Raw genomic sequence first — 18,385 nt, forward strand, 5'->3', positions numbered from 1 at the left:
CCGTAACGGGTGGGGTGTTCGGGGCTCATGCGCCGACGCTAGGACAGGGGCGGCCTCCGCCGCCCCTGCCTTTTCCGGGCCACGACGCCCATCCCTCGCTTCCGGCCGCTGCCGACCACCCAGCCGATCGGGCCACCCAGCCCGTCCGGCGCTTGAGGACGGCCCTCGGCCACGTCCGAGCGGCAGTTGTGCGCGAAGCCGCACCCTCTCCAGCCCGTCCGGCGCTTGAGGACAGTCCTCAGCCGGCTTGCGCGGCAGCCATGGATGAACCGCACAAAATCCAGCCCGTCCGGCGTTGAGGACGAACCCCGGCCCGTTCCCGGGCCGCGCCCCGCACGACGTGGTGCATGCCCACAGGCGACGGTCCCACGCCGCGGGCTGAGGGCCGTCCTCAAACGCCGGACGGGCTGGATTGCCTGGGGTGACGGGCTGGCGTGGCGGGTGGGCTGAACTAGTGGGACTTCTAGTAAGGCATTCCCTCTGTCCCGATTCGCCGCCGCGAGGCCAACGTCACGTCCGTTCGGGCAGGACTCCCTTTAGCCGCTTCCTCTAACCTGCTCTTATGACGGTCCTGCCCGACGACGGGCTTTCCCTCGCCGCCGATTTCCCGGACGCGTCGCGCGAGCAGTGGCAGCGCCTCGTCGAAGGCGTGCTGCGCAAGACGGGTGCCACTCCGGACTCCGGGGACGCGGCTGAGGACGCCCTGTCCACTCCGCTTCAGGACGGGCTTGCGACCCGTCCGCTGTACACCGCCGACGACACGGCCGCCGACCCCGGTTTCCCGGGTGCCGCCCCCTTCGTACGGGGCGGGAAACCCGAGGGCACCGCGCTTGCCGGCTGGGAGGTGCGGCAGCGGCACGCCGGGTCCGATCCGGAACGGGTCAACGAGGCGGTGCTCAACGACCTGGAGAACGGCGTCGGCGCCCTGTGGCTCTCCGTCGGCGCGGACGGCTCAGACGGCCCAGACGACGACGGCTCCGGCGACTCCGGCGGCATCCCGGTGTCCGCGCTGCCGACGGCCCTGCGCGGCGTGTACCTGGATCTGGCGCCGGTCGTGCTGGACGCCGGTACGGACTTCGCGCCCGCCGCCCGCGCGCTGCTCGACCTGTACGCGGAGCGCGACGTGCCACGCAGCGCCGCACTCGGCAACCTCGGCGCGGACCCGCTCGCCACCCTCGCCCGTACGGGCTCCACAGCAGGCGCGGCCTCAACAGAAGGCACGGCCTCAACCGCAGGCACAGGAGACGCAGACTCCACAGCAGACCCCTACGCGGCAGCCGCCGAACTGGCCCGCACGTGCCACCGCGACTACCCCGGTCTGCGCGCGCTCACCGTGGACGCGCTGCCGTACCACGAGGCCGGTGGCTCGCCCGCCGAGGAGCTGGGCTGCTCGCTGGCCACCGGCGTCGCGTACCTCCGTGCGCTCACGGACGCGGGGCTGGACGCCGAAGCGGCCTGCGGGCAGCTGGAGTTCCGGTACTCGGCGTCCGCCGACCAGTTCCTGACGATCGCCAAGTTCCGCGCGGCGCGCAGGCTGTGGGCGCGGGTGGCGCAGGTGTGCGGGGTCACGTCCGCGGCCGCCGCGCAGCGGCAGCACGCGGTGACCTCCTCGGTCATGATGACGCGGCGCGACCCGTGGGTGAACATGCTGCGCACCACCGTCGCCTGTCTGGGCGCCGGGCTGGGCGGCGCCGACGCGGTGACCGTGCTGCCGTTCGACGACGCGCTGGGGCTGCCGGACGCGTTCGCGCGCCGTATCGCGCGCAACACCTCGACGATCCTCGTCGAGGAGTCGCATCTGGCGCGGGTCATCGACCCTGCGGGCGGCTCCTGGTACGTGGAGCGGCTGACGGACGAACTGGCGCACGCCGCCTGGGAGTGGTTCCAGGAGATCGAGCGCGCGGGCGGTCAGGCCGCGGCGCTCGGCTCCGGTCTCGTACGCGACCGCGTCGCCCGTACGTGGGAGCGGCGGCAGGAGGATCTTGCGCGGCGGCGCGAGCCGATCACCGGGGTCAGCGAGTACCCGATCCTGGACCAGCCGCCCGTGGAGCGCGAGCGGCCGCCCGCCCCGGCAACGGGCAGCGGTCTCCCGAGGGTGCGGCGCGACGAGGCGTACGAGGCGCTGCGTGCGCGTTCCGACGCGCACCTCGCCGCGACGGGTGCCCGCCCGAAGGTGTTCCTGGCGGCGCTGGGCCCGGCCGCGGCGCACACCGCGCGCGCGGGCTTCGCCTCGAACCTGTTCCAGGCGGGCGGCATCGAGCCCGTGCACGAGCCGGTGACGGTGGACGCGGACACGGCCGCCGACGCGTTCGTACGCAGCGGCGCGAGCGTCGCGTGCCTGTGCTCCAGCGACGCGCTGTACGCGGAGCAGGCCGGGGCGGTGGCGGCGGCACTGGCCGGGGCGGGCGCGCGGCGGGTGCTGCTCGCCGGGAAGCCGGGTGAGCACCGGGAGGCGTGGCAGCGGGCCGGAGTCGACGAGTTCATCCACGCGGGCAGTGACGCGGTCGCCGTCCTCTCGTCCGTTCTCGACCGTATGGGAGTGGCGTAATGCAGGGCGACACACAACGGCCGGGCACCGTACCGGACTTCACGGGCATCGCGCTGGACCCGGAGGACACGGCCGGTACGACGCCCGGTGCGACCGCCGCGCAGTGGCGGGCGGCCGTCCAGGAGCGGACCGGCAAGAGCGCCGCTGACCTGGGCTGGGAGACGCCCGAGGGCATCGAGGTCAAGCCGCTGTACACCGGGGAGGACACGGCGGGCCTGGACTTCCTGGACACGTACCCGGGCATCGCCCCGTATCTGCGCGGGCCGTACCCCACGATGTACGTCAACCAGCCGTGGACCGTCCGCCAGTACGCGGGCTTCTCCACCGCCGAGGAGTCCAACGCCTTCTACCGGCGCAATCTCGCCGCCGGCCAGAAGGGCCTGTCGGTGGCGTTCGACCTGCCGACCCACCGGGGTTACGACAGCGACCACCCGCGCGTCACCGGCGACGTGGGCATGGCGGGCGTCGCGATCGACTCGATCTACGACATGCGGCAGCTGTTCGACGGCATCCCGCTGGACCGCATGAGCGTGTCGATGACGATGAACGGCGCGGTGCTGCCCGTACTGGCGCTGTACATCGTGGCGGCGGAGGAGCAGGGCGTGCCGCCCGAGAAGCTGGCCGGGACCATCCAGAACGACATCCTCAAGGAGTTCATGGTCCGCAACACCTACATCTACCCGCCGCAGCCCTCCATGCGGATCATCTCCGACATCTTCCAGTACACGTCGCAGAAGATGCCGAAGTACAACTCCATCTCCATCTCCGGCTACCACATCCAGGAGGCCGGCGCGACGGCCGACCTGGAGCTCGCGTACACCCTCGCCGACGGCGTGGAGTACCTGCGGGCCGGGCTGGACGCGGGGCTGGACGTGGACGCGTTCGCGCCGCGGCTGTCGTTCTTCTGGGCAATCGGCATGAACTTCTTCATGGAGATCGCGAAGCTGCGCGCGGGCCGGCTGCTGTGGGCGAAGCTGGTCAACCAGTTCGAGCCGAAGAACGCCAAGTCGCTGTCACTGCGCACTCACTGCCAGACCTCTGGCTGGTCGCTGACAGCACAGGACGTGTACAACAACGTGACCCGCACCTGCGTCGAGGCGATGGCCGCCACCCAGGGGCACACGCAGTCGCTGCACACGAACGCGCTCGACGAGGCGCTGGCGCTGCCCACCGACTTCTCCGCCCGTATCGCCCGCAACACGCAGCTGCTGCTCCAGCACGAGTCCGGCACCTGCCGGACCGTCGACCCGTGGGGCGGCAGCGCGTACGTCGAGCGGCTGACGTACGACCTGGCGCGGCGCGCCTGGCAGCACATCGAGGAGGTCGAGGGCGCGGGCGGGATGGCGAAGGCCATCGACGCGGGCATCCCGAAGCTGCGCGTGGAGGAGGCCGCGGCGCGCACCCAGGCGCGTATCGACTCGGGGCGGCAGCCGGTGATCGGCGTCAACAAGTACCGCGTCGACACGGACGAGCGGATCGACGTCCGTGCGGTCGACAACTCCGCGGTGCGCGCCCAGCAGATCGAGAAGCTGCGCCGGCTGCGCGCCGAACGCGACGAGTCCGCCTGCCAGGACGCGCTGCGCGCGCTGACCGCGGCCGCGCGGGAGGGGCACCGCGAGGGCGGCGGCCTGGAGGGCAACCTGCTGGCGCTGGCCGTGAACGCGGCGCGGGCGATGGCGACTGTGGGCGAGATCTCGGACGCGCTGGAGAAGTCGTACGGGCGGCACGCGGGGCAGATCCGTACGATCACCGGGGTGTACCGAGAAGAGGCCGGGATGTCACCGGGAGTGGAGCGCACGCGCGGACTGGTGGAGGCGTTCGAGGAGGCCGAGGGCAGGCGCCCGCGCATCCTCGTCGCGAAGATGGGCCAGGACGGCCACGACCGGGGCCAGAAGGTGATCGCCACGGCCTTCGCCGACCTCGGCTTCGACGTGGACGTCGGCCCGCTGTTCCAGACGCCGGCCGAGGTCGCGCGGCAGGCGGTCGAGGCGGACGTGCACGTCGTGGGCGTCTCGTCGCTGGCGGCCGGGCACCTGACGCTCGTTCCGGCGCTGCGCGAGGAGCTGGCCGAGGCGGGCCGGGGCGACATCCGGATCGTGGTGGGCGGCGTCATCCCGCCGCAGGACGTCGAGGCGCTGTACGAGGCCGGCGCGGCGGCCGTGTTCCCGCCCGGCACGGTGATCCCGGACGCGGCGTACGAGCTGCTGCGGCAGCTGGCCGGCGCGCTCGGGCACGAGTTGTGAGCTGCTGACACCCATATGGCACCGAGATGGCACTGATGGCACCGATTGTGAGCCGCTGACACCGATGACAGCGAAGCCGGCGAAGATCGACATCGAGAGCTACGTGGAGGGCGTGCTGTCCGGGTCGCGGGCCCGGATCGCACGCGCCATCACGCTCGTCGAGTCCACCCGCGACACGCACCGGGAACTGGCCCAGCGGCTGCTGATCGAGCTGCTGCCGCACAGCGGGAAGGCGCGCAGGATCGGCATCAGCGGGGTGCCGGGCGTCGGCAAGTCGACGTTCATCGACGCGCTCGGCAGCATGCTCACCGGGATGGGGCACCGGGTCGCGGTCCTCGCCGTCGACCCGTCGTCCAGCCGTACGGGCGGCTCCATCCTCGGCGACAAGACGCGGATGGAGCGGCTGGCCGTGGACCCGCACGCGTTCGTACGGCCCTCGCCGACGTCCGGCACGCTGGGCGGGGTGGCGCGGGCGACGCGGGAGACGATCGTCGTGATGGAGGCGGCGGGTTACGACGTGGTGCTGGTGGAGACCGTCGGCGTCGGGCAGTCGGAGACGGCCGTCGCCAACATGGTCGACACGTTCCTGCTGCTCACCCTGGCCCGCACGGGCGACCAGCTGCAGGGCATCAAGAAGGGTGTCCTGGAGCTCGCGGACGTCGTCGCCGTCAACAAGGCCGACGGGCCGCACCAGCGGGAGGCCAAGTCGGCGGGCCGTGAACTGGCCGGTGCCCTGCGGCTGTTGCAGCCGCAGGACGAGGCGTGGACGCCGCCGGTCCTCACGTGCAGCGCGCGCGAGGGCACGGGGCTGGACACCGTGTGGGAGCGGCTGGAGGCGCACCGGCAGCTGCTGGACGCGCGGGGCCGGCTCCAGGCCAAGCGGCGGGATCAGCAGGTCGACTGGACCTGGGCGACCGTACGCGAGCAGCTGATGGCCCGGCTGCGCGAGCACCCGGACGTACGCAGCCTCGCCCCGGAGCTGGAACGGCAGGTGCGGGAGGGGACGTTGACGCCGACGCTGGCGGCGGAGCGGCTCGTGAACGCGTTCCGCAAGGGCTGAGGCGTTCCGCGCCCCGCCCCCGCCCCCGCCCCGCGCTCCAAGTCGGCGGCGCCGCTCGGGCGTTCACTTCCTGAAGTCCGGACACCTCATCTGCCGGGCTTTCGTAAGAAGCGTTGACACAGGTTGGAGTCGCGTCTAGCTTCACGGGCACCAAGAGAGCGCTCTCAGTCCGCTGTCCTCCTCTCCCCCAAGGTTGCGAGGTACACAGCACGTGAGATCACACATCCAGCGCAGCAAGCACAGACGCGCGCACCGCAGACACAGACGCGCGGCCGTCCTCCTCACCGTCCTGGCCACCGCCGCGGCCGGGGTCTCCCTGGTGCCGGGGCAGCCCGCGGCCGCCGCCGAGATCCCTGTCGGCAGCGGCAGTTACTCCGACACCCGGCCCGCCGGCACCTCGGGCCCGGTCGACAGCACCGACCGGCCGGTCACGCCGCAGGTGACCGAGCGCATGGCGGGCCAGCCCGTACCCACCAACGACTGGTGGTCGTCGCTGGTGTTCAAGCGTTATCCGGACAAGCCGTACTCCCAGCCCATGTACGGCCACCCGCTCAGCTACCAGGCCGTCAACGGCGGCCTCGAGATCGGCTATCCGACCGAGCCGGCCGTCGTCGGCGAGGGCCGCCAGTACGAGTTCGCGCACAAGGCCGACCTCACGCTCGGCGTCGCCGGCCTCGACTCCCCCGACACGAAGGCCGACGGCTGGTCCGACTGGACCGTCAGCCCGTACTGGTCGGACGGCAGCCGTACCCTGCGCGCCACCATCGGGCACGGCAGCCCGTACGTCTACGCCGAGGCGACCGGCGGCGCCGCGGAGATCAACGCCGGTGCCGCGCCCGAGGTGTTCGCCGACGAGGGCAGCGTCCTCGGCGTCACCGTCGGCGGCCACCACTACGGCCTGTTCGCGCCCGGCGGCAGCGACTGGACCGTCTCCGGCACGAAGATCAGCGCCGAACTCGCCGACGCCGGCTACTACTCCGTCGCCGTGCTCCCCGGCCCCGAGGCGCTGGAGGAGTACCGCACGTACGCGTACAGCTTCGTCACCGGCTCGAAGGTCGACTGGGACTACGACGCAGCCGCGGGCAGGCTCAACGCCACGTACACGCTGGAGACCGAGGCCCGCGAGGGCGAGCAGACCGGCACGCTCCAGGCGCTGTACCGGCACCAGTGGCAGCACACCTCCGACGAGCTCACCGGCCACGAGTACGTGTCGCCGCGCGGCACGATGAAGGTACGGGCCGGCGGCTCGTTCACCACCTCGCAGGACGTCACGGGCGTACTGCCCGCGCTGCCGGAGACCGGCGGCGTCGACAAGGGCCAACTGGCGGCGTACGTCAACGAGGTGGCGGACTCCCCCGACCCGTTCAACGGGGCGACGGACACGTACTGGACGGGCAAGGCGTTCGGCCGCCTCGCCCAGCTCGTGCCCCTCGCCGAGCAGGCCGGCGCCACCGGGGCGCGCGACAAGCTGCTCGCCGCGGTCAAGGAGCGGCTGGAGGAGTGGCTCACGGCGGGCGGCGCCTCCGAGTTCAGCTACGACGGGGACTGGAAGACCCTGACGGGCTACCCCGCCTCGTACGGCAGCGACAAGGAGCTGAACGACCACCACTTCCACTACTCGTACTACGTCATGGCCGCCGCCGTGGTCGCGCGCTACGACCCGGCGTGGGCCGCCGACTCCGCCTGGGGCGGCATGGTGAAGGAGCTGATCGCGGACGCGGCCAACCCGGCGCGCGGCGACGCCCGTTACCCGTTCCTGCGCGGCTTCGACGTGTACGCCGGGCACAGCTGGGCCTCGGGGCACCAGGGCTTCGCGGCGGGCAACAACCAGGAGTCCTCGTCCGAGTCGGTCAACCTCAGCGCCGCCATGATCATGTGGGGCGCCGCGACCGGCGACACCTCGGTCCGCGACCTGGGTGTCTACCTGCTGACGACCGAGTCGGAGACGATCCGGCAGTACTGGTTCGACGGCGACCAGGAGGTCTTCCCCGAGGGCTTCGGGCACCAGACGCTCGGCATGGTCTGGAGCAACGGCGGCGCGTACAGCACCTGGTGGACCGCCAACCCGGAGGAGATCCACGGCATCAACGTCCTCCCGGTCACCGGCGGTTCGCTCCACCTGGCCCGCGACAAGGCGGCCATCGACCGGAACCTCGCCGAGATGGAACGGGAGAACGGCGGGCCCGCGCAGGAGTGGCGCGAGATCCTCTGGGAGTTCCGCGCGCTCAGCGATCCGGCGGCGGCCAAGCAGGCGTACGACGCGGACCCGCGGGAGTACGAACCGGAGGCGGGCGAGTCCTGGGCGCACATCCACCACTGGATCAACACCCTTGCCACGACGGGCGCCCCTGACACGTCGGTGACAGCCGACAGTCCGACGGCAGCGGTCTTCGCGAAGGGTGACACCCGTACGTATGCCGCGCACAACTACGGTGACAGCGAGCAGACAGTGACCTTCTCCGACGGCCACACGCTGACAGTGCCACCGAAGTCGTCGGCGAGTGACACCGGCTGACGGGACCGGCCACCGTCCGGCCGGGACCGCGAGCGGTCCCGGCCGGACGCGGGTCACAACGGGGCGACCTGGCGGTCCTCGGCGGCGGGCAGCGGAACGGCCGTGACCATCTCGGCGTCCCGAGTGTCACGCAGGCCGAGCGTGCACAACGTGCTCGCCAGCGCGATGAACGCGAGGTAGTACCCGATGGCGCTGCTGCCGAACGAGTCCTCGAGCGTGGTGGCGATCAGCGGTGTCACCGCACCGCCCAGCACGGCCGCGAGGTTGTACGCCAGCCCGGCACCGGTGTACCGGTACTGCGCGCGGAACAGCTCGGGCAGCAGCGCCCCGACCGGACCGTAGGCGATGCCGACGACGCCGAGGACCAGGCACAGCGTAGATGAAGAAGTCGTAGAACTCGATCACGGTGCCGATCATGCTCGCGAATGCGACGCGGCCCATGGGGTTGCGCTGCTCTGCGTCTGCCGAGGTCATTGTTCCCTCCGGGGATTCGGGCCGGGGCCGGCCGGGATGGGGATGTCACCGCGGGCCTGTTCGTCCGCGGGCGCGGAACGGCCGGGCGGACGCGGTGTACTGACGCACCGCACTGCCACGCGGCGCGCGGTGTCCTTCCGTTGCGAGGGGAGTTCAGGAAGTGGCGGAGGCGGCGGACGCGTTGTCGGCCTGACCGGTCTGGCTCGACTGACTGGGCGCCTGGTGACCGGGTACGGGCGCCATACGGCTGACCGCGAGCGCGCCGGCGGCGGCGAGCACGAGGAACCCGCCCATGACCCAGAGGCCCGCGCGGTAGCTGCCCGTGGCGTCGTGCAGCACTCCGGTGATCGACGGGCCGAGCAGACCCGAGAAGTTGCCCATCGCGTTGATCATCGCGATGCTCACGGCCGCCGCGGTGCCGGTCAGATAGCGCAGGGGCAGCTGCCAGAAGATCGGCACGGCCGCGAAGATCCCCGCGGCGGTGACGGAGAAGGCGAGTACGGCGGCCACGAGCGAGCCCGTATAGCCCGCGGCGACGATCGCCACCGCGCCCACCATCGCGGGCCCGGCGATGTGCCAGGTGCGTTCCCGGGTCCTGTCCGAGTGCCGCCCCCACAGCACCATCGCGACAACGCCCGCAAGGCTGGGAATTGCGGTGACCAGACCGATCTGCGACACCGACAGCTCGCCGCCCATGTCGGTGTCGAACCTTTCGATGATCTTCGGCAGGAAGAACGCGAGGGCGTACTCACCGAATTCAAGCGCGAGATAGACCAGGCCCAGTCCCAGGACCAGCGGGCTGAGAATGGTACGCAGCACACCCTTGCTCCGCCGAGCGCCCTGAATTTCCTCGGCCTCGGCGTCTAGCGTTCCCTGCAGCCAGGTCTTTTCCTCGGCCGTCAGCCACGCCACGGCGGCGGGCCGCTCGGGCAGCTTCACAAAGCACCAGATCCCCAGCAGGACCGCCGGCAGCGCCTCGATGACGAACATCGACTGCCAGCCGCGCAGCCCGAACAGGCCATGGGCGCTCGACATCAGCCAGGTCGACAGCGGGCCGCCGATCAGGCCGGACAGCGGTGCGGCCGCGATGGCGATGGCGGTGATACGGCCGCGGCGCTCGGCGGGGAACCACAGCGCCAGGTAGTAGATCATGGCGGGGAAGAAGCCGGCTTCGGCCATGCCCAGCAGGAACCGGAGCGCGAAGAAGTGCCATGGTGCCGTGATGGCCGCCATCAGCATCGCCAGCAGGCCCCAGGCGCCGAGGATGCAGCCGAGCCAGCGCCGGGGGCCGAACCTGGCCAGCATCATATTGGCGGGCACCTGGAACGCCACGTAGGCGACGAAGAAGATGCCCGCACCGAAACCGTAGGCGGCGTCGGACAGGCCGATGTCCGCGTTGAGTTGGAGAGCGGCGTAGCTGATGTTGACGCGGTCGAGATAGCAAATGAAGTACATGAGCAGAATGACCGGCACGATCATCCATGTCGTCTTGCGGGCTACCGACTCGGGGACGGGGAAATGGGCAGAGCTCTTCTTCATCGGAGAAACCAATCGATCTGCGGTCTCGCGCGGGGAGACGCGTCCGAATACTGAAGGGAAAAGCGCAGAGGTGTCTTCCGTGAGGTTTTCGGAAAACCGCAGACCGTTCTTTCGCGGCGACTGTGCCCGGTCCGGCGATGGGGATTCGCGGGCCGTGCCGGCACAGCGCCTAGTCGTCGTCCTCTGCGGACGGTTCGGGGAATCCGAGCACCGAGCTCCGGTTCTCCTCGATATGGCCGATCATCGTCCTGCGGAACCGCTTCGCGTCGCCGTTCTCGAGCGCGTCGATGATCGGCCAGTGCGAGTCGCTCACCGAGAAGCTCTGGGCGAACGTGCGGTCACCGATCGACTGGAACATCATCAGCTTGCCGCTGAGGATGGTCCACGTACGCCGCGCGGTGTCGGTCGAGGCGATGGACAGCAGGTCCCGGTGGAACTGGAAGTCGAGGCTCACCAGCTCGACGAACTCCCGGTCGCGTTCCGCCCGTCGCATGCGTTCGGTGACACCGCGCAGGTGGTCGATCTGTTTGAGCGTGATGACCTGGCACAGCTCCTCGGCGGCCATCGTCTCGAGCAGTTCGCGGATGGCGAGGGCGGCGAGCGCTTCCCGCTGATCGACCTCGGCGACGCGTGCTCCGCGCTGCGGGACGAGCGTGATCATCCCTTCCTGCTCGAGCTGGCGGAGCGCCTCGCGGATGGGCCCGCGGGAGAGGTTCAGCGTCCGCGAGATCGACACCTCGTTGAGGCGCTCGCCGGGACGGAAGTCACCGTTCAGGATCGCCCGCCGCACCGTGTCCGCCACCGATTCGAACAGCAGCTTGTTCTCGACCTCGCGCATCACAGCACCCAGCCTCTCCTCGTCCCGCCGGCCTGTCACGTGTTCATATCGTGACGGCACCCTCACATGCTTCCGAAACCGACCGTGCGTAGCGCGCCAGTACGCCCCTCGTCGGGAGCTCACGGCCCGGTGCCGGCGTACGGGCCCGCAGGACCGCCTCGTCGACGTCGACGTCCAGCCGCCCCTCGAGAAGATCGACCGAGATCCGGTCGCCCTCCCGTACGTAGGCGATGGGCCCGCCGGAGGCCGCCTCCGGGCAGGCGTAGCCGATGGCCGCGCCGTGCGAGGCGCCGGAGAACCGGCCGTCCGTGATCAGTACGACGGTCTCGGCCAGCCCCATGCCGACGATGGCCGCCGTCGCACCCAGCATCTCCCGGAAGCCGGGGCCGCCCCGGGGGCCCTCGTTGCGGATCACCACCACGTCGCCGGGATCAATCCGGCCGCCGTGGATGGCGGCGATCGCGTCCTCCTCGTTCTCGAACACCTTGGCCGGGCCCGAGTGGCGCAGCAGCCGCGCCGGGACGCCGCCGCTCTTGACGATGGCGCCGCTCGGGGCGAGCGAGCCCCGCAGCACTGTCAGCCCGCCCGTCGGGTCGAGCGGCTCGTCCAGCGGCGCGATCACGCCCTCGGTCCAGCCCGGATCGGCGTCCGCGACCGGGCGGATACGCGCGCTGCCCTCCAGCAGCGGCGCGAGCTCGCGCAGCAGCGCCTGCACTCCCCCGGCCCGGTGGAACTGCGGCAGCGAGACCCCGCCGGACGGGCGCAGTTTGACCAGCGTCGGCGTGGTGGCGGCGAGCGACCCGAAGTCGTCCCAGCCGAACTGCGCCCCCGCCTCGTGCGCGATCGCCGGCAGGTGCAGGGAGATGTTCGTCGAGCCGCACACAGCCAGCGCCACCCGGGCCGCGTTCCGTATCGCCTCGGAGGTGACGACCTGGTCGATCGTGAACTCCTTCTCGAGCAGCGAGACGATCTCGTACCCGCTGGCGTAGGCGATCCGCAGGTGCTCGGCGCTGCCGGCCACGACGCTGCCCGCGCCCGGGAGGGACAGGCCCATCGCCTCGGCGCACAGTGCCATCGTGTTGCCGGTGTACGCGCTCGCGCCGCCGCCGGCGCCGGGCATCTGCGCCAGTTCGAGGCGGTTGAGCTGGGCCTCGCTGATCTCGTCGGCGTGGACGCGGCCGATGCCCTCGAACACCGTCTCCCAGGAGACCTCCTCCCCGTCGAGCACGCCGGTCTCGGTGGTGCCGGCGTACACGTAGACGGTCGGCAGTCCGCAGCGCAGCGCCCCCATGAGCATGCCGGGGGTCACCTTGTCGCCGCCGGCGATGATGACCAGCGCGTCGAACGCGTGCGCCTGGACCATCAGTTCCACGGAGTCCGCGATCGTCTCCCGGGCGGGCAGGACGTACCGCATTCCCTCGCTGGCCTCGCTGAGGACGTCGGTGGCGTGGATGACTCCGAACTCCATCGGGGTCGCGCCCGCCGCGAGCACCCCGTCCTTGACCCGGCGGGCGACGCGCTCGAGGTGGACGTTCTCGGCGGCGATCTCGTTCCAGGCACAGGCCACGGCGACCAGCGGACGGCGCAGCTCCTCCTCGGTACGTCCGGTTCCGTAGAACCACGACCGGGCGAACGCACGGTCGGTGCCCTGATAGCGGGCCCAGCTGCGGCGCGAACTCATCGGCTCGTCTCCACTCCGTCGGGGGTGTCCCTCATTGCCCGGTGACGCTAGGAGTCCATCTGTGAAATGTCAACACTTTACTTTTGACAGTTGGCAGAGTGCTGCCTGAGGGCAGGTCGAGGCGCCGCGTGAGCGCTCAGACGGGGGCGGGCAGGGGCGGCGTGCCCCGGGATCAGGTCCGGCCGCCGCGGCGGCGGCGCGCGCGATAGGCCGCGGCCTTCACGCGGTTCCCGCACTCCTCCATGCCGCACCACGTACGGCGGGCACCCTGGGACCGGTCGACGTAGAGCCGTGTACAGCTCTCGCGTCCGCACTCCTTGAGCACGAGGTCGCGGTCCGCGAGCAGCTCGATCGCCGCCGCGGCGACGTCGGCCAGTACGGCGGCGGTGTCGCCGCGGACCTCGGCTCCCGCGTCGGTGAGCACGACCCGCCTGCCGGGGGTCGCGGCGATCCGGTTCACGACGTCCAGGGCGCCGCGGTCGAACCGGCGCCCTTCCAGGCGGTCCTGAGCCAGCCGGTGCACCGCCTCGCGCAGTTCGAGGGCCCTGGCGAACCCGCCCGTGTCCACGTCGGCCGGGCCGCCGGGCAGCAGCCCCGCCTCGTCGATCCACCGGCGCAGGTCGGCGGGGCCGGCGAGCCGGTCGCGCGGTGCCGTACGGCGCCACTGCAGCGTTCCGGCGAGATCGAGCGCGGCGTTGCCGCTGACGAACGCGTAGTCCACGGCACCATCTTGACCGGTGACGCGGGGGCACACAGAATCACCCCCTGAACCGGTGACGATTTTGGGAGAGCCATGCCGCCACTGCACACCGCCGACCTCGACCTCGACGTGGACACGATCGTCTTCGACATCCTGGGCACCCTCGTGGACCACACCGCGGGCCTGCGCGCCGCCCTGGCCCAGCTCGCCCCCGATCCCGGGCAGGTCGACGGCCTGGTCGCGCTCTGGGGCCGCCGTATCTCCGCCGAGCACCGCCGGATCGTCGACGGCGAACGGGCCTACGCGCCCGGCACGGTGCTGGACCGCGAGGCCGCGCGGGAGGTCGCCGAGGCCGCGGGCGTGTCCGGCCCGGGCGCCGTCGACACGCTGGTACGCGCCGCCCGGCAGCGCCCCGCCTGGCCGGACTCCGCGGACGCGCTGGCCCGGCTCGGCGCCGGCCACGAGCTGATCGGCCTGTCCAACGCGGACACGACGGACCTGCTGCGGATGAACGCCTCCGCCGGGCTGCGCTGGCACACCGCGCTGTCCACGCAGGCCGTCGGCAGCTACAAGCCCGACCCGGCCGTGTACCGGCTGGCCATCGACTCCGCGGACAGGCCCCCGGGCCGGATGCTGATGATCGCCGCGCACGCCTGGGACCTGCGCGGCGCGCAGGCGGCCGGGCTGCGCACCGCCTACCTCGAACGTCCCGGCGGCGATCCGCCCACCGCCGAGGACCGGTTCGACCTGCGTCTGGGCGCGCTCGCCGAGCTGACCGGCGCCCCGCGCCCCTGACCGGCGGCCCGGAGCGCGCGGGCCCGGAGTGCGCGGGCCCGGCGGAGACGGCGGCGCGGTCACGTAGGGGCGGTCGCCCCGACAGCGGTCCTCGTACGGGCGGTCACCGTACCGGCGGTCACCGTACGGGCTTGAGCGGGTCGTGCCCGATGTCCATCAGGCCGTGCCGCCAGTCCGCGCCGCCGCTCTTGGGGTCCAGCTCCGGCGGGCGCTGCGACCGTACGACGTCGCAGACCCGCTCGATGACCCTCGCGTCGTCGTCCGTCAGGTCGGTGCGGCGTTTGCCGAGGATCTCCAGTACGCGGCGGCCGGTGCGCTTCCCCGCCCGGTCGGGCAGCTCCTCCGTCTCCTCGCCCGCGTCCTCGGCACGCAGCCACTCCTGCAGTTCGCGCGAGGTCATGTTGACGACGGTGTGGAACTCGTCCCACAGCTCGTCGCTCACCCCTGCCGACGCTGCCATGGCGGCCTCCCGGTGGTCGAGGAAATCAGCCCTGGCCGGGTTTCCGTGCCGGCACCGGGCAAACCACCGCGCGGGCCGGTGTGGACCCGGCGTACGCGGGTACCCCGTGTCCCGTAACGGCAGGTCAGCGGCAAGGTCAGCGGCCGTACGGACCGCCTCGCCGGACCGTGGCGATCCGGGTGCGAGCCGCGTGCGCGGACCGGAGGTGACCATGGGTACGACGGCGTACGACGCCGACGGCGTCCGGCTCGCCGGCGACCTGGTGCTGCCGGAGACGGCGGCGACCGGGGTGGTGAGCTTCGCGCACGGCAGCGGCAGCTCCCGGCACAGCCCGCGCAACCGGGCCGTGGCGGAGGTGCTGCGGCGGGCGGGACTCGGCACGCTGCTGATCGACCTCCTCACCGCGGAGGAGGAGCGTACGGACGACGCCACCGGCGAACTGCGCTTCGACACCGGGCTGCTGGGTCGGCGCATGCAGGCGACGGTCGACTGGCTCGCCGGCCAGGCGGCCACCCGCGACCTGCCGGTCGGACTGTTCGGCGCGAGCACAGGCGCCGCGGCGGCGCTGATCGCCGCGGCGGAGCGGCCGGCCCGGGTGCGAGCCGTGGTCTCCCGGGGCGGTCGCCCCGATCTCGCGGGCGCCGCGCTGTCCGGCGTACACGCCCTGGTGCTGCTGATCGTGGGCGGCGAGGACCGCGAGGTGCTCCGGCTGAACGAGCAGGCGGCGGAGCGGCTGCCCGCGTCCTGCCGCGTCCACGTCGTACCGGGCGCCACCCACCTGTTCCCGGAGCCGGGCGCGCTGGAGGAGGTCGCCGAACGGGCGACGGACTGGTTCGCGCGCATGACGCCGGAGGAGCCGGGCGCGGTGTAGGGAAGCGGACAGCGCCCGCTCCGTACTCCCCCTGACTCCGCCCCGAAACCCCCGTTATGGTCGTGGTCTTGACCGGAAACCACGGGGAGACACGGGGACATGGGCATACGGGGGGCGGCGCGGGTGCGGCGCGTGGTGCTTTCGGCGGCGGTCGGGGCGGTGCTCGCAGCGACGGGATGCACCGGCCAGGACGACGGCGGGCAGTCGGACGAGGAGAACACCGGGAAGGCCGTGGCGCTGAGCGAGGCGCAGGTCTGGAGTGGTGAGAGCGCCCTCGGCGTGGAATCGGCCGAGGGAGTCGCCTTCCGCGGGGACGACGCGGTGGTCCTGGGCCGGGACGGGGAGCTGGGCGTGGTGGACGCGGACAGCGGTACGCCCCGCTGGCGCAGGAACGACGGCGACCTGGCGGCCGAGGCGCGGCTCCGCTTCCGGCTCGGCGACGACAAGAAGCACACCGTTCTGGATGGCGGCACGCCCGGGAACACAGCGGGTATGGACGGCCGCCCGCTGATCACGGGCGAGGGCGAGCGGTGGTCGGTGCTGGCCCGGTACAGGGGCGAGGACGGACGCGGCGTCGTCGCGCTCTCCGGGGACGACGGGCGGCCGCGGTGGCGGACGGAGCTGCCCGCCCAGGACGGCGGTGACAGCCACAGCACCCCCGGCGATGACATCCGGCTGCTCGCCGCCGACGCGCGTACCGCGCTGGTCGCCGTGGCCCCCGAGGACAGCACTGAGGTGGTCACGTACGCGCTCGACGCCGCCGACGGGCGGGTCCTCTGGAAACGCGAGGGCGCCTGGGTGTACGACTTCGCCGGCGGTGACACCGTCCTCGGCGAGCGGCCCGCAGCAGGGGACTTCGACCCGTCGTCGGGGCAGCGCGACGAGCGTGGCTGGGTGATGGCGCTGGACGCCCGCAGCGGCAAGGAGAAGTGGAGCCTGAAGACCGCGCACCCCGGCTACCGGCTGCGGGGAGCGGTCGAGGGCCGTGCGGTCGTCGCGGCCCAGGACGGGCCGTCCGAGCCGGCCGCTCTCGTCCTCGACACCACGACCGGGCGCAAGACCAGCGGGCTCAAGTACGGCAAATACACCTGCCGTGAGGACGCCGGCGCGCGGCTGCTCGCCTGCGCCGCCGCCGCCGACAAGGGCCTGCTCACCCTCCGCGCGGGCAAGGGCGGCAAGCCCGTGCAGAGCACGGTCTCCTCGGAGGAGCTCCTGTCCGTGGACGCCGTGCACGCGGAACGCGTCTATCTGGAAGGCGGGTTGGTCACCGGCCTGTCCGGCAAGACCCGCCGCGAGGGTCTCCCGGGCCGTACGCTCGCCGTCTCGGACCGGCACGCGGCCTTCGAGACCGGGGACGGCGGCACCGGCGGCACCGGCCCGCTGAAGGTGTTCCGGGTCTCCGCCGGGGGCGAGGCCCCGGACGAGCCGGAGGGGCCGGGCAAGGCGTCGGTGCGCCCCCTCTCGTTCACCGAGGAGCCGGAGTGGACGGTGACCTCGGCCACCGGCTCGGAGACCAGGGTGAACGGCCCGGAGAAGGACCGCCTCGAACTGCGGGAGGTCTCTGACGTACGGCTGGTGGGGGACGTGCTGGTGTACAGCGGCGGCACCCGCCAGGTCGGCTACGCCGGGGGCCGGCTGGCCGGACTCGACGCGGCGACGGGCAAGTTGCGCTGGACCGTCGACGGCGATGACCTCGGCGAGGGCCACCACCTGCTGCCCGTGCCGGACGCCGCCGGGGACCACAGGATGCCCGTCGTGGCGACCGGCGGCAGCCATGTCCTGGTGTCCTACTACCCGGGGACCGGCCGCGACGGAGTCGCGGCCGTCTCCGTCAAGGACGGCAGCGTCGCCTGGAAGCGTGACGTGGCGGGCGGGGACGGCGGCACCGTACGGGCCGCCGACGCGCACTCGTACGCCGTCGAGTCCAGCACGACCGGGGGCGGGGACGAGAACAAGACCTGGGACTACACGGTGCGTGTGTACGACCTGAAGTCCGGTGAGCTCACCGCGACCAGGAAGGGCGTACGCGAACCGCACCTGTACGACGGCACGGTGGTCGCGAGCGTCCAGCAGCCGAAGAGCAGGGACGCGAACACGGACGTCGTGGCCTTCACCGCGAAGACCGGCAAGGAGAAGTGGCGCCTGGGCGACCGGTACCGCGATCCGGCCGTCGTCCACGTCGCGGGCGGTGCCGCCGTGATCACGCACGCGGCCGGCACGGCGGTGGTCGGCACGGCCACGGGCAGGGAACTGGCCCGGACACCCGGCCAGGCGGCGGGCTGCCACGGAGACGGCCCTCTGATCGTCTGCCAGGCCGGGCTGCAGAGCACCGGACTCCACCCTGTCACGGTCGAACTCACCAAGAGCGCCTCCCGTGTCAGCGCGAAGGTGCGCGGGCTGCCGTCACTGACGGGCCCCGCGTCGTACACGGCCGTGGACGACCGCTTCTTCCGGCGGGCCGGGACCTCGGCGGGCGAGGCCGAGCCGGTCGCCACCGTCGACGCCCGGGGCCGCAAGGCTGCCGGAGAGCTGCCCGGACTGCCGGTCGCCCTGGACGACGACCGCGTCTGCCTCATGGACGGCAAGCTCACGCCGTACGGGAGCCCGTGGAGCGGGAACCACGAGGTCACCGTCCACCGGCGCGGCTGACCGCTGCCGCGG

The 18,385-nt window shown here is 72.2% G+C and carries 13 protein-coding genes; 7 read left to right on the forward strand and 6 right to left on the reverse strand.

What is annotated here, in order from left to right:
* Nucleotides 1-562: 562 nt before the first annotated feature.
* The 4 genes from DVA86_RS22965 to DVA86_RS22980 all read left to right on the forward strand — a co-directional run bounded on the left by DVA86_RS22965 (nucleotide 563) and on the right by DVA86_RS22980 (nucleotide 8,366).
* Nucleotides 563-2,548 carry a methylmalonyl-CoA mutase family protein gene (locus DVA86_RS22965; protein ID WP_208881037.1) on the forward strand — a complete coding sequence of 662 codons (1,986 nt, stop codon included), beginning with the start codon at nucleotides 563-565 and terminating at the stop codon, nucleotides 2,546-2,548.
* Nucleotides 2,548-4,791 (forward strand): methylmalonyl-CoA mutase, encoded by a 2,244-nt coding sequence (gene scpA / locus DVA86_RS22970; RefSeq protein ID WP_208881039.1) that lies wholly within the window; start codon nucleotides 2,548-2,550, stop codon nucleotides 4,789-4,791. The genes DVA86_RS22965 and scpA overlap by 1 nt, the downstream gene beginning before the upstream one ends.
* A gap of 64 nt (nucleotides 4,792-4,855) precedes the next feature.
* Nucleotides 4,856-5,851 carry a methylmalonyl Co-A mutase-associated GTPase MeaB gene (gene meaB / locus DVA86_RS22975; RefSeq protein ID WP_208881041.1) on the forward strand — a complete coding sequence of 332 codons (996 nt, stop codon included), beginning with the start codon at nucleotides 4,856-4,858 and terminating at the stop codon, nucleotides 5,849-5,851.
* A gap of 223 nt (nucleotides 5,852-6,074) precedes the next feature.
* Nucleotides 6,075-8,366 carry a glycosyl hydrolase gene (locus tag DVA86_RS22980; protein ID WP_208885037.1) on the forward strand — a complete coding sequence of 764 codons (2,292 nt, stop codon included), beginning with the start codon at nucleotides 6,075-6,077 and terminating at the stop codon, nucleotides 8,364-8,366.
* Nucleotides 8,367-8,419: 53 nt separating this feature from the next.
* On the opposite strand, the gene DVA86_RS22985 is transcribed toward DVA86_RS22980, so the two are convergent.
* From DVA86_RS22985 to DVA86_RS23005, 5 genes are all read right to left on the reverse strand, one after another.
* A complete protein-coding gene (locus DVA86_RS22985; RefSeq protein ID WP_208881042.1) occupies nucleotides 8,420-8,620 on the reverse strand; it encodes a hypothetical protein in 201 nt (66 codons plus the stop codon).
* Between the two features lie 373 nt (nucleotides 8,621-8,993).
* Entirely contained in the window at nucleotides 8,994-10,379 is a 1,386-nt protein-coding gene (locus DVA86_RS22990; protein WP_208881044.1) for an MFS transporter, read from the reverse strand.
* Between the two features lie 169 nt (nucleotides 10,380-10,548).
* Nucleotides 10,549-11,256, reverse strand: coding sequence for a GntR family transcriptional regulator (locus DVA86_RS22995; protein ID WP_208881045.1), 708 nt, complete (start codon nucleotides 11,254-11,256; stop codon nucleotides 10,549-10,551).
* Between the two features lie 4 nt (nucleotides 11,257-11,260).
* A complete protein-coding gene (gene ilvD / locus DVA86_RS23000) occupies nucleotides 11,261-12,898 on the reverse strand; it encodes a dihydroxy-acid dehydratase (RefSeq protein ID WP_208881047.1) in 1,638 nt (545 codons plus the stop codon).
* 172 nt (nucleotides 12,899-13,070) lie between these two features.
* Nucleotides 13,071-13,619: a CGNR zinc finger domain-containing protein gene (locus tag DVA86_RS23005; protein ID WP_208881048.1), complete on the reverse strand. Its 549-nt coding sequence runs from the start codon at nucleotides 13,617-13,619 to the stop codon at nucleotides 13,071-13,073.
* A gap of 72 nt (nucleotides 13,620-13,691) precedes the next feature.
* On the opposite strand from DVA86_RS23005, the gene DVA86_RS23010 reads away from it, so the two are divergent.
* Nucleotides 13,692-14,393, forward strand: a complete 702-nt coding sequence (locus DVA86_RS23010) for a haloacid dehalogenase type II (RefSeq protein ID WP_208881049.1) — start codon at nucleotides 13,692-13,694, stop codon at nucleotides 14,391-14,393.
* A gap of 118 nt (nucleotides 14,394-14,511) precedes the next feature.
* Here DVA86_RS23010 and DVA86_RS23015 read toward each other — a convergent pair whose 3' ends face one another.
* Complete coding sequence (locus tag DVA86_RS23015; protein WP_208881050.1) at nucleotides 14,512-14,853, reverse strand: DUF3140 domain-containing protein; 342 nt, start codon at nucleotides 14,851-14,853, stop codon at nucleotides 14,512-14,514.
* Nucleotides 14,854-15,064: 211 nt separating this feature from the next.
* On the opposite strand from DVA86_RS23015, the gene DVA86_RS23020 reads away from it, so the two are divergent.
* Both DVA86_RS23020 and DVA86_RS23025 read left to right on the forward strand, forming a co-directional pair.
* Nucleotides 15,065-15,724 (forward strand): dienelactone hydrolase family protein, encoded by a 660-nt coding sequence (locus DVA86_RS23020; protein WP_208881052.1) that lies wholly within the window; start codon nucleotides 15,065-15,067, stop codon nucleotides 15,722-15,724.
* Nucleotides 15,725-15,823: 99 nt separating this feature from the next.
* Complete coding sequence (locus DVA86_RS23025; RefSeq protein ID WP_208881054.1) at nucleotides 15,824-18,373, forward strand: outer membrane protein assembly factor BamB family protein; 2,550 nt, start codon at nucleotides 15,824-15,826, stop codon at nucleotides 18,371-18,373.
* Nucleotides 18,374-18,385 lie beyond the last annotated feature (12 nt).

It is taken from the genome of Streptomyces armeniacus, from assembly GCF_003355155.1.
Classification (GTDB): Bacteria; Actinomycetota; Actinomycetes; order Streptomycetales; family Streptomycetaceae; genus Streptomyces; species Streptomyces armeniacus.

Bases quoted from the DNA above. Each gene is read 5' to 3' on its own strand.
- DVA86_RS23020 (WP_208881052.1), top strand. From the start codon at position 15,065: ATGGGTACGACGGCGTACGACGCCGACGGCGTCCGGCTCGCCGGCGAC.
- DVA86_RS22990 (WP_208881044.1), bottom strand. From the start codon at position 10,379: ATGAAGAAGAGCTCTGCCCATTTCCCCGTCCCCGAGTCGGTAGCCCGC.
- scpA (WP_208881039.1), top strand. From the start codon at position 2,548: ATGCAGGGCGACACACAACGGCCGGGCACCGTACCGGACTTCACGGGC.
- ilvD (WP_208881047.1), bottom strand. From the start codon at position 12,898: ATGAGTTCGCGCCGCAGCTGGGCCCGCTATCAGGGCACCGACCGTGCG.
- DVA86_RS23025 (WP_208881054.1), top strand. From the start codon at position 15,824: ATGGGCATACGGGGGGCGGCGCGGGTGCGGCGCGTGGTGCTTTCGGCG.
- DVA86_RS22965 (WP_208881037.1), top strand. From the start codon at position 563: ATGACGGTCCTGCCCGACGACGGGCTTTCCCTCGCCGCCGATTTCCCG.
- DVA86_RS23010 (WP_208881049.1), top strand. From the start codon at position 13,692: ATGCCGCCACTGCACACCGCCGACCTCGACCTCGACGTGGACACGATC.
- DVA86_RS23015 (WP_208881050.1), bottom strand. From the start codon at position 14,853: ATGGCAGCGTCGGCAGGGGTGAGCGACGAGCTGTGGGACGAGTTCCAC.
- meaB (WP_208881041.1), top strand. From the start codon at position 4,856: ATGACAGCGAAGCCGGCGAAGATCGACATCGAGAGCTACGTGGAGGGC.